The organism is Brevundimonas sp. UYEF29, assembly GCF_040546195.1.
GTDB classification, from domain to species: Bacteria; Pseudomonadota; Alphaproteobacteria; order Caulobacterales; family Caulobacteraceae; genus Brevundimonas; species Brevundimonas huaxiensis.
In genome coordinates this window covers 57,673-69,177 of record NZ_JBEPNH010000005.1, presented here as the reverse complement: position 1 = coordinate 69,177, position 11,505 = coordinate 57,673, and the positions used below count along the sequence as shown (strand labels likewise).

Sequence of the window (11,505 nt, the reverse complement as noted above, 5' to 3'; positions counted from 1 at the left end):
GCGGATGGCGCCCGCGTGACAGCCCGGCTCGCTCCTAGTGCGATTCCCTGGAGCGCAGGCGCGCGACCTGATGCAGGACCAGCACTACCGCGCCGCCGACGATCAGGCCGATCACGGCCGAGGCCACCGCCGTCGTCAGCCAGCTCATCACGCCGGCCAACGGCCCGAACAGTTCGCCGACGGCATGCGACAGATGCTCGACCGGCACAGCCGGCCAGTGCAGCCCCAGCGTATGGGAACCGTGCAGCAGAATGCCGCCGCCGACCCACAACATGGCCGCCGTGCCGATCGTCGACAGGGCGCTCATCACCATCGGCATGCCCTTGACCAGACCCCGTCCCAGGGCGCGCACGCCGCCGTTGTCACGCTTGGCCAGGCTCAGACCGATGTCGTCCATCTTCACGATCAAGCCGACCGCGCCATAGACGACGACGGTCATGGCGATGCCGACCACGGCCAGCACCGCGGCCTGGGTCAGGATCGGCTGCGCCGCGACATCGGCCAGAGCGATGGCCATGATCTCGGCCGACAGGATCAGGTCGGTGCGCACCGCGCCCGACACCGTCGTCTTCTCCAGCGCCGCCGCATCGCGCGCGACCGGCGCGGCATCCTCATGCCCGCCATGCCCCACCGCCTCCAGCAGCTTTTCGGCTCCCTCGAAACACAGATAGGTCCCGCCGCACATCAGGATTGGGGTGATGGCCCAGGGCGCAAAGGCGCTGAGCACCAGGGCCACCGGCAGGATGAAGATCAGCTTGTTGCGAAACGATCCGAGCGCGATCTTGCTGATGATCGGCAGTTCGCGGCTGGGCGACAGGCCCATGACATAGCGCGGCGTCACCGCCGCATCGTCCACCACCACGCCGGCGGCCTTGGTCGAGGCCTTGCCGGCCGCCGCGCCCACGTCATCCAGCGACGCGGCCGCCAGCTTTGCGATGCCGGCGACGTCGTCCAGCAGCGCGATCAGTCCAGACGGCATAGTCAGTCTTCCCGGCTGGGCGGCACGTTGACACCCTGCGATTTCAGATAGGATTTGATGTTGCGCGCGGCCTGACGAATGCGCTGCTCGTTCTCGACCATGGCGATGCGGACGAAGCCCTCGCCGTTCTCGCCATAGCCGACGCCCGCCGCCACCGCGACTTTGGCGTGGGTCAGCAACTGCTTTGAAAACTCCAGGCTGCCCAGATGCTTCAGCGCCGGCGGCAGGGGCGCCCAGGCGAACATGGAAGCGGCCGGTTTAGGAATTTCCCACCCCGCACGGCCGAAACTCTCGACCAGCACATCGCGCCGGCGGTGATAGAGTTTGCGGTTCTGCTCGACGATGTCCTGCGGCCCGTTCAGCGCGGCGCACGCCGCCGCCTGGATCGGCGTGAAGGCGCCGTAGTCGAGGTAGGATTTCACCCGCGTCATCGCCGCGATCAGCTTCTTATTGCCGACCGCAAACCCCATGCGCCAACCGGCCATGCTGTAGGTCTTGGACAGGGAGGTGAACTCGATCGCCACGTCCTTGGCGCCCGGAACCTGCAGGATCGAGACTGTCGGCTTGCCGTCGTAATAGAGCTCCGAATAGGCCAGATCGCTGATGATCCACAGATCGTTCGCCTTGGCGAAGTCCACGACCCGTTCGTAGAAGGCCAGATCGACCGTCTCCGCCGTCGGGTTCGACGGATAGTTCATCACCAGCACCTTGGGCCGCGGCACGGTGAAGGCCATGGCCCGCTCCAGCGCCTCGAAATACTTCTCGTCCGGCGTGGTCGGCACGCTGCGGATCGCAGCCCCGGCGATGATGAAGCCGAAGGTGTGGATCGGATAGGACGGATTGGGCGCCAGGATCACGTCGCCCGGCTCGGTGATGGCGGTGGCCAGGCTGGCCAGGCCCTCCTTGGAACCCATGGTGACGATCACCTCGGTCTCGGGATCCACATCGACGCCGAAACGGCGGCCGTAGTAGTTGGCCTGCGCGCGGCGCAGCCCTGGGATGCCCTTGGACTGCGAATATCCGTGGGCGTCGGGCTTCCTGGCCACCTCGATCAGCTTGTCGATGACATGCTGCGGCGGCGGCAGGTCGGGGTTGCCCATCCCCAGGTCGATCACGTCCTCGCCTGCCGCACGGGCCGCCGCGCGCATCGCATTGGTTTCGGCGATGACATAGGGCGGCAACCGCTTCATGCGGTAGAATTCTTCGGACATGACAGGCTCGTCGTTGGGATCAGCGGCCGTGGATCGACCGCCCCTAGCGCTTAGCGCGCCAGCGGCCTCGCGCAACAGCATTGAAGGTTATTTTCACCCGTCAGGCGGACGAAATCTGTGCGTCGCGCAAAAACCTGGTCGATAAGACCGCCGGTCATCCCCCTCAATAGCTCAGGCGCAAACCGACGCTGAGCGTTCTCGGCGGGCCGTATCCGGCGACGCCCGTGCCCGTTTCCGACACCTCGACATCCTCGTCGAACAGATTGTCCGCCGCCATCCAGAGGGTCGCGTTCGGCGTGAAGGCCCACTCCGCTCGCCCGTCCAAGGTCACGGCGGCGTCCAGCACCCGGCTGTTCAGGTCGTCGTCGAACCGGCTCGATTCATAACGCGCCGCCAGCGCCAGGGTCAGTCGATCGGTCGCGCGCCAATCCAGCCCGGCCGTGGCGCTCCACTCCGGCGCCTGGGCAGGACGCAAACCGGTCAGCTGCGCGGCGGACGATCCGCCGTCGATCTCGGCGTCGGTCCAGGACGCAGCGGCGTTCAGCGACACGGCTGACGACAGGTTCAGCACCCCCGTCAGCTCCACGCCCCAGGCGTCGATGGTCCCGGCGTTCTGGCGCTGGCGCAGCACCCCGCCCGCCGGCACGAACCCGGCGCGGGGGAAGGTCGCCGGCCCGGACCCGAGGGTCACATTGACGATGGCGTCCTCGATCTGAATCCAGAACACCGATGCGCCCCAACGCACGCCCTCGCGGTCGAAGGCCACACCCGTCTCCACGCCCTTCAGCGTTTCCGGCGTCAGGGCGGCGTTGGCCTCGGTGATGTCGTTGCCGACACGGAACGGCCGATGCAGTTCGTTCAACGTCGCGGGCCTGAACCCGGAATAGGCCGCCGCCCGCGCCGCATAGCCGCCGCCCAGATCACGTCGCACGGCCAGACGCGCGCTGACCACCTCGCCCGACCGATCCGGATCGCTTTCGTTCAGCAGGACGGCGCCGGTCGCCAGGGTGTTCTCCTGACGGAATCCTCCCGTATTCTCCCACCGATCCACCCGCAGTCCGCCGGCCACCAGCCAGTCGGCCGCGCTCCAGGACGCATCGACATAGGCGCCAGCCACAGCCGTCTCCCCGCCCGCACGCCGAATACGGGCGAAACCCGCGCCCGTTGGATTGCTGAACAGTTCGTCGGTTTCGCCGTCGTTGAAGCGCGCATCGGCGCCCAACTCCCATTCCAATCGTCCGCCCGCAAACTCCGCCATGCGACGGCGCAGCGCCGCATTCAGCCCCCATCCCGTCGCGGGCGTCTTGAACTGATCGTTGGCCGGCGTCGTGGTCGATCGGTCGGCCGACACCGAGGCCGAACTGTTAGCCAGATTGCTGTCGATCCGCCACGCCTGCAGCCGCCAGCCATAGCCGTCGGCCGTCAGCGCCTGCGCCGCCGTGGCGCTCAGGCTTTGCCCGCTGGCGTTCGCGCGCGTTCCGGCCAGACCCGATCCGCGATCCTCTTCCCAGGTCGCCGCCCGGACCGACAGGTTCGCCTGTCCCAAGGCCGTATCGACCCGCAGCGCCGCGCTTCGGCTGTCGAGATCCAGCGGCGTGTCCGCCGCGCCTGCCGACGGCCCACGCACCGGCACACAGCCGTCGCTGACTTCGCGAAGACCGCTCAACGTCACCGCCAAAGGTCCCAGTCGCGTGGAGGCGGCCGCCGCCGTCCGCAACCCGCCACGCTCGGACGCGGACACATCCAGCGCACCGCCTTTCGCGCGCTCACGCAAGGTGATCGTGCCCGTCAGCGCGCCCGCGCCATAGGGGCCCGAGCCCGCCCCCCGGATCACGTCCAGGCTTTCCAGGGATTCCGGCGTCGCCTGGGACCAGATGACCCAGCCCCCGAACGGATCGTTCAGCGGCACGCCGTCCAGCAGCACCAGCGTCCGTCCTGCCCCGGACGGCGCGATGGCCCTCAGCGAAATCCCTTGCGTCGTCGGATTGGCCGCCGCGCTGCTGGTGCGCCGAAACAGCGACACCGCGGGCACGGATCGCAACGCCTCGTCCAGACGCGACGACCGCGACAGCACCGACTCATCGATCCGCACCACCGAAAACGCAGCATCGGCCGCCGCTGGCGGCAGACGCGCGGCTGTGACGACGATCTCGGGCAAGGCGGTGGGCGTGACGGGGGGAGGAACGTCCTGGATCATGCGCCGTCAGTAGGCGGTCGTTCGACCACATCAAAGCCCGGCGGCCGGAAACGCACTGAAAAGCGCGAGACAGATCGCCGCCCCCTCGATAACAACCGTATCGAACGGTCCGAGGGGGAAGCACGTGGGTCTGGGAACGCTCGTCAGGGGTCTGATCTTCGGCAAGGACGCCGAGCGCAGGCGACGCTCCGCCAAGGCGGCGCGAATCCGCGCCCTGCCCGACCGACGGGTGATGGCCGACAGCTATGTTCCCGCGCTGGCGGCCGAGGGCGGGCGCATCCTGTGGGTCGGATGCCGCGAATACACGCTGGACGACTACGCCCTGCTGGAGGCCCAGGGCGGCGAGGTCTGGACCACCGACATCGATCCGGCCGCCGCACGCTGGGGCCGCGAGGGTCGCCACCGCACAGGCGACGTTTGCGAGGCGGATCGGCTGTTCCCGGACCTGACCTTCGCCGCCGTCGTCTGCAACGGGGTGCTGGGTTATGGCGTCGACAGTCCCGACCAGCAGCAGCGCGCCTTGAAGGCTCTGGCGGCCATCCTACGCCCGGGCGGGCGCCTGCTGCTGGGCTGGAACACCGACAAGATCGCCGATCCCGTCGCCGCCGGCCTGACCGACGCCGACTTCCAGGCCACACCCCTGGGCGACCAGCCGACGCGCGTGCGGTTCGACGCGGTCACCCACGTCTACGACAGCCTCATCCGGAGAGGCTGAAGCCTAGCCCTGAAGCCGGGTCAGCGACGCCGCCGGCCCGAACAGAGGACGCCGGCGCAGCGTCGGCTTTGGTGTGACGAACGCCTTGTCGACCAGGGCCTCGCGCAAGGCGTCCAGCTCGGCCGCGCGTGCGGCCGGCGAATGCACCCGCTCGACATAGGCCTGCCCGCCATGCGCCAGGGCTAGACGTTCACCCGGGTTTTCGACAAGACGCATCATGGCGCTTGTCAGCGACCCGGCCTCCTCGACGTCGACATACAGCGCATATTCGCCGCTGGCTTCGCGCAAGCCGCCGCGTCCCGACGAGATCAGCGCCGCGCCCGCCGCATGGGCCTCCAGCGCGGCCAGTCCCAGGGCCTCGCGCACCCGCGACGGCGTGACCGCGATGGCGGCGCGCTGCGTCATCGCCCGCACCGCGTCCAGCGATGCTGATTTGTGAATTTCGACCCGGTCGCCGAACCGCTCGAGCATCTGCACCTGCGGCGCGGCCCAGTCCTGATGCTTTTCCCAGTCGCCCAGCATCAACGCGCCGCGCCAGTCGGGATGGCGATCGAGCGTGTCGGCCAGAGCGGTGCAGAACAGGTCCAGCCCCTTGTCCTTCATCGCCCGTCCTGAAAACAGGATCAGGTTCTCGCGCTGCTCGGGCGATGCGCGCCAGGCGTCGCTTTCGATCGGATTGCAAACCGACGAGATGCGTCCCGCCAAACGCGGATAGTCCATCGCGAACTCTTCACCCGCCGCCCGGCTGACGAACACCAGCCGGTCGAACCGCGAGAGGCGACGGCCATAGCGGAAGCGCTCGATCAGGTTGCGCGACGGCTTGATCCGCGTGTGGCGATAAAGAACGTGGATCGCGTCCGGCAACTGCCGTGCCAACTCCGACGCCGCCTTCAGCTGTTGATGGTATTCCACAATGTCCGGCGACAGTTTCTTCAGAACGTCAACCACCGCCGCATTTCGCGCCTTGCGGCCTAGTCCGGCCGGCACCGTCACCATCTGAACGCCCGCCGGCGTCGGGCCGCCGGCGTCGGCGATCAGCGTCACCAGTCGGTTCAAACGGCTGTGCGCCGACAGGGTGCGCACCACCGTCTCCATCGAGTTGGTCTTGTCCGGACAGAAGGTGCAGCCTCGCGGCAGAACGACGGCGATACGCATGGTCTAGCCTTCCTTCCGAACGGAAGCGGTCTCGAAAATCTTGGGGTGGACGGCGGCGCCGGTGGCGCGGCGACCGCGCGGCCCGTTCAGGCCCAGCAGCCGACGCGCCTTGAACCCGGCCTTCAGCCAAGGCTCCGCCGATGACTGGCGGATGCTCTTCACGTCGATGAAGGTGACGTCGCCGTGACCGGCCAGGGTGTGCAAGCCGTCGCCGTATCCGTCCAGCAGACGGCCCGGCTCGAACCGCTTGACGACCACGGCAGAAAACGTCTCCGGCGAAAGCGCATCGATCCGCAATAGATTGATGGCCGCCCCATAGGTCGCGGCGCAGTCCTGAACCGGCAGATGAAGCGCGCCGTCGTAAACGAACGCCGACCCGCCCGGCCGCGAGGTCTGAAAACCGCTCAGCACCGGATTGGCCGAATGCGCCGTCCAAGCCCCCGTCAGGCTGTCGGCCCAGGCGACATGCAGTTCGCGCATCGCCCGGTCGTCCGGTCCGGGAAGCGCATGAAACATCCACCACCGGCCGTCGTGCTTGACCACCGTCGCGTCGATCGCAGCCGCCTCGCCGATGCGGGCCACCGCCTCCCACTGATCCGGGAAACGGACACAGCGATACAGGATCAGCCCGCCGCTCTTGTAGCCTTCCGGCAGCATGTAGAGTTCGCCGCCGTCCTCGATCAGGCTGGGATAGGAGAGGTGCCAGGGCTCGGAGAGGGCCACGCCCTGCCCCACCAGCCGGTCGTCGGCGTCATACTGGCGATAGTGAATCTCGCCGCGGCGCACATGATAGTCGAACGCCTCGACGAAGACGGTCAGCACGCCGTCGCGCGTGATGCCGAACGGGTCCGCGACATAGGCATGCGGGCCGCATTCCGGCAGCCAGACGATCTCGTCCGCGCGCGGCTCATGGTCAATGAAGCTGCTTAAGGGACGGCGAATGAAGCCCGAGCGCCAGATATCGAACATGATGACGCCCTAGCCGACCGAAAGAACCGGGGTCGTCGTGCCGTCATGTCCTGCAAACGCGCGCATCTGGGTCCTGCTCGTCGCCGCGACACGGCGCCTTCATGACAAGGACGCCGCCGACCGACCCTTGCCTCATGAAAATCGTCACGGCATTGAAGGTCTTGGCCCGTTTGGCTGCACGAGAGGACTTCGCCCGTTTGACCGCGCCTGCCGCGCATCCCCTGATCGCCGCCTATCTTGAGCAGCGCGAGGATCTGGCCCGGTTCTGCCGCGCGCGGCTGGGCGGCGGGTCGGGCGATGTCGATGATGTGCTGCAGGACATCTATCTGAAGGTTTCGACGCTCGATCCCGACCCGCCGCCGGACAATCCTCGTGCCTTTCTATTTCGCCTGACCTCCAACCTTCTGATGGATCGCTGGCGGTCCGGGCAACGGTCGGCGAACCGCGACGCCCAATGGCGACAACTGAACCATGAAACCGGCGCCGCCGAAGACCTGGACGCGGCCCCTTCGGCAGAGGCGGTCGTGGCCGGGCGCGAGAAACTGGCGCGCCTTCTCGCCGCTCTCGAGACCCTGCCGCCCAAGACCCAGACGGTCTTTCGCCTGCACAAGTTCGATGGGGTCAGCTATGGCGAAGTCGCCGTTCAAATGGGTATTTCGCGCAGTTCCGTCGAGAAGCACATGATGGACGCGCTGCGCGTTCTTTCCCGCAAGGTTCAACCGTGATGCCGGTTCTTTTCACGCCCTGGGGGAATTTGTCTGAAGGTGAAAGCTTGGCGGCGCCGTCTTGCTATCAGGAGGCGCGTTGCACGGCGTTCCTCCAGGCTGGGATTGGATGACCGCACAAACCGACATCGAGGAAAAGGCGCTGCACTGGTTCGTCGTCCTGCGTGACGACGATGCGCCCGAATCCGCCTGGCTGGAATTCCAGGACTGGCTGGAGGCGTCGCCGGCACACGCCGCCGCCTATGACGCCGTCGAGCGTCTGTGGGTCGATCTGGACACCCCTGCCTCGCCCGCATCAATAGAGACCCCAGTCATCCACCTCGCCGCCGCGAGTGCACGTCGCGCCAAGACACGTTCGCCCTGGTTAGGCGCGGTGATCGGCATCGCCGCCAGCGTGACGCTGGCGGTCGGTCTGTTCCTGTGGCTGACGCCGGGCTCGCAGATCTACGCCACCACCGATACCCCGCTGACAGTCGCGCTCGAGGATGGATCACACGTCTATCTGAACCGCCATTCCACCTTGGACGTCCGGTTCGACGGCGACAAACGCTCGGTCTCGTTGACCGAGGGCGAGGCCGCCTTCGACATCGCCCACGACCCGGCCCACCCGTTCGTCGTCGCCGCCGGAGATCATCAGGTCGAGGTGCTGGGCACCGCCTTCAACGTCCTGAACCACGGCGACCGTTTCGCCGTCGCCGTCGAACGGGGCGTCGTCGCCGTAACCCCCGTCAATGCCCCCAAGGTCCGACTGGTCGCTGGTCAGGCGCTGGCGCAGAGCGGCGAGCAGACCCCGGCCCTGTCGCAAGTGTCACCGGACCAGACTTCGCCCTGGCGACAAGGCGTTCTCGTTTATCGCAACCGCCCGATGACTGATGTCGCGGACGATCTTTCACGTTATCTCGACAAGCCGGTCGTGCTATCGACATCGGCTCGGGCGCTGCGGTTCACCGGCGCCCTTCGCATTGGCGACGAGGCCGTGATGTTGAAGCAGTTGCAGGATTTCGCCCCCGTCCGCGTGGACGCCTCGACGCGCGAAGTCCGCGTCAACGCCCGTGAGGCCGGTTAAGACCGGGCGGCCCCAACGCCTCGCCCTGTCCAAGCCACACGCCGCCGCCCTTCTTCCCAGTCTCTTTCTGCTCGCCACGACGGCCCTAAGCACGCCGGCGCAGGCGGATGCGCGCCTGATCGACATCTACATCCCGCGCCAATCCGTGGACGACGCCCTGCTCGACCTGGCGCTTCAGGCCCGCGTTTCGCTGGGCGGCAGTTTGACGTCGTGCGCCGGCGTCAGCCCCGCGATCAGCGGCCGGATGTCGCTGGACGCGGCCCTTACGCGATTGCTGGCGGGCAGCGGATGTCGCCACGCCATTCGTCAGGACGGCGCTGTGATCATCAGCAGGCAATCGAGCACGGCGCCCGTTTCCGCTCGTCCGATCGCCCCACGCCCGGCCGCTCCTGTGGCGCCGCCGCAAGACGTGGCGCAGGTCAGCGAAGTCGTCGTGACCGCCCCCCGCCGACCCGAACTGATCCAGTCCTCGTCATCGGCAATGACGGCGGTCGGCGCCGAACGCATCGCCCGCGCTGGGGTCACAGGCATGCAGGGGCTGGACAGCCTCGTCTCCGGCATGACGGTGACCAATCTCGGCCCCGGCCGGAACAAGATCCTGCTACGCGGCATATCGGACGGCGTCTTCACCGGCCTGACCCAATCGACTGTCGGCCTGTACCTCGACCTGACGCCGGTGACATACGCCGCCCCGGACCCGGATCTGAAGCTGATCGACATCGACCGGGTCGAGGTGCTGCGCGGACCGCAAGGCACGTTGTACGGCACCGGCCCGATCGGCGGGGTCGTACGCATCGTCACGCGAGCCCCGGCGATGGGCGAAGAATCCCTGTCGCTCTCGGCGACCCGGTCGCGAACCGACGGCGGCGGCTGGAACTCCGACTATGGCCTGGTCGCCAACCTGCCGATCGCCGGCGACCGCGCCGCGATCCGCGCGGCCCTCTATGGCGAGACCTACAGCGGCTATATCAACGACGTCGAACTGAACCTGCGGCGAGTCAACGACGGCACGCGACGCGGCGGCCGGCTGTCCGCCGCGCTGGAGATTTCACCCGGCTGGACCGCGCGCGCCGGCGTCGTCCACCAATCCATCGTCACAGAGGACACCCACTACGTTTATCGCGGCCTCGGCCCACTGAGGCGCGCCAATCTGGTGCGAGAACCGCACCAGAACCGCTTCGACCAGGGCTCGGCCTCGATTGAGGGACGCGGAACCTGGGGCCGGCTGAACGCGTCGATTTCAGTCGTGGAGCACGGCTTCAAGAGCCGCTACGATGCCTCCAGCGCCCTTCGTCGCTTTGGATCGGGCTGGCGCATCGGCGCGCTGGACGAAGGCAAGGACATCCATCTGATCGTCGGCGAGGCCAACTTCGCCTCTCCCGATATCGATCGCTGGCGCTGGTTGGCCGGCGGTCTGGTGTCGTCCAACACCACACGCACCAATCCCGTCCTGTCCGCCCTGACGCCCGAGCCTCGCGCCATCTATTCCGAGGCGCGGCGCGACCGGCTGAACGAGGCCGCCGTGTATGGCGAGGCGTCGCTGGACCTGCCCTACGACCTGACCTTGACCGCCGGGGCCCGCTACTACGCCCTGGAATATGACACCACCTCCCTGGTTCGACAGTTCACCCGATCGCGATCCTTTGACGGGCGCGGTGAATCCGCCGGCTTCACGCCCAAGATCGCCCTCGCCTGGCAGCCCAGCGATCGCCTGAACCTGTCCGCCCTCGTCAGTCGTGGCCACCGGGCCGGCGGCTTCAACACCGCCGGCGTCATCGGTCAGGACTTCAGCGGCCTGTCCGATTCACCCGCGCGCCAGTATAAGCCGGACAGCCTGTGGAACGCCGAGTTGGGGGCCAAGTACCGGTCGGCGGATGGTCGCGCGCGTCTTCGCGCCGCCATCTACGCCGCGCGCTGGCGCAATGTGCAGAGCGACCAGTTTCTGCCCAGCGGCCTGGCCTATGTCGTCAACGTCGGCGACGGCGCGGACAAGGGCTTCGAGGTCGAGGCCAACTGGCGTCCCACCGAGACGCTTGAGCTGTTCGCCAACGGCCTTGTCGCCGACCCGCGTATCACCTCGCCCAGCGCGCGGTTTGATTCCCGGCGCGACGCGAGCTTGCCCGGGGTGCCTCGGGCTTCTGCGAATGTCGGCTTCAGCTGGCGGCGTCCGCTGGGCGAGCGTCTTCAACTGCTGGCCGACGGCGGCCTGTCCTACGTCGGTGCGTCGCGCCTGACGTTCGACGGACGCCAGCAATATCGAATGGGCGACTATGGCACGGGAAGAGTGGCCTTGGGCGTCGAGGCGTCGGCGTGGACCGCGACGCTCTTCGTAGACAATCTGTTCGACACCGAAGCAAACACCTTCGCCTACAGCGACCCTTTCCGCCTCCCCGACGCCCAGGCCATCACGCCTTTGCGTCCTCGCACGATCGGCGTGACACTGAGGTGGGCGGCGCGATAGCCAAACCCACCCCTGCGCTTCAATTGG

At 67.5% G+C, this 11,505-nt stretch carries 9 protein-coding genes; 4 read left to right on the top strand and 5 right to left on the bottom strand.

The features are described from left to right. Nucleotides 1-34 precede the first annotated feature (34 nt). From ABIB58_RS09710 to ABIB58_RS09700, 3 genes are all read right to left on the bottom strand, one after another. Nucleotides 35-979, bottom strand: coding sequence for a DUF808 domain-containing protein (locus tag ABIB58_RS09710; protein WP_354040610.1), 945 nt, complete (start codon nt 977-979; stop codon nt 35-37). Between the two features lie 2 nt (nt 980-981). Beyond that, entirely contained in the window at nt 982-2,190 is a 1,209-nt protein-coding gene (locus ABIB58_RS09705) for an LL-diaminopimelate aminotransferase (protein WP_306003354.1), read from the bottom strand. A 163-nt stretch (nt 2,191-2,353) separates the two neighbouring features. Continuing rightward, on the bottom strand, nt 2,354-4,387 hold the full coding sequence (locus tag ABIB58_RS09700; protein WP_354040607.1) for a TonB-dependent receptor: 2,034 nt from the start codon (nt 4,385-4,387) through the stop codon (nt 2,354-2,356). A gap of 124 nt (nt 4,388-4,511) precedes the next feature. Between ABIB58_RS09700 and ABIB58_RS09695 the strand changes: the two genes are divergently transcribed. After that, the gene (locus ABIB58_RS09695) at nt 4,512-5,102 is read left to right on the top strand and encodes a class I SAM-dependent methyltransferase (RefSeq protein WP_354040605.1); all 591 of its coding nucleotides are present in this window, start codon (nt 4,512-4,514) and stop codon (nt 5,100-5,102) included. Between the two features lie 3 nt (nt 5,103-5,105). On the opposite strand, the gene ABIB58_RS09690 is transcribed toward ABIB58_RS09695, so the two are convergent. After that, nucleotides 5,106-6,257, bottom strand: coding sequence for a glycosyltransferase family 4 protein (locus ABIB58_RS09690; protein ID WP_354040603.1), 1,152 nt, complete (start codon nt 6,255-6,257; stop codon nt 5,106-5,108). Nucleotides 6,258-6,260: 3 nt separating this feature from the next. Then, entirely contained in the window at nt 6,261-7,226 is a 966-nt protein-coding gene (locus ABIB58_RS09685; protein WP_052689484.1) for a glucosamine inositolphosphorylceramide transferase family protein, read from the bottom strand. 197 nt (nt 7,227-7,423) lie between these two features. Between ABIB58_RS09685 and ABIB58_RS09680 the strand changes: the two genes are divergently transcribed. From ABIB58_RS09680 to ABIB58_RS09670, 3 genes are all read left to right on the top strand, one after another. Further along, nucleotides 7,424-7,951, top strand: a complete 528-nt coding sequence (locus tag ABIB58_RS09680) for an RNA polymerase sigma factor (protein WP_231576575.1) — start codon at nt 7,424-7,426, stop codon at nt 7,949-7,951. Nucleotides 7,952-8,060: 109 nt separating this feature from the next. Then, nucleotides 8,061-9,017 carry a FecR family protein gene (locus tag ABIB58_RS09675; protein WP_354040600.1) on the top strand — a complete coding sequence of 319 codons (957 nt, stop codon included), beginning with the start codon at nt 8,061-8,063 and terminating at the stop codon, nt 9,015-9,017. Further along, the gene (locus ABIB58_RS09670; RefSeq protein WP_052689486.1) at nt 9,004-11,478 is read left to right on the top strand and encodes a TonB-dependent receptor; all 2,475 of its coding nucleotides are present in this window, start codon (nt 9,004-9,006) and stop codon (nt 11,476-11,478) included. The genes ABIB58_RS09675 and ABIB58_RS09670 overlap by 14 nt, the downstream gene beginning before the upstream one ends. The last annotated feature ends 27 nt before the right edge of the window (nt 11,479-11,505 follow it).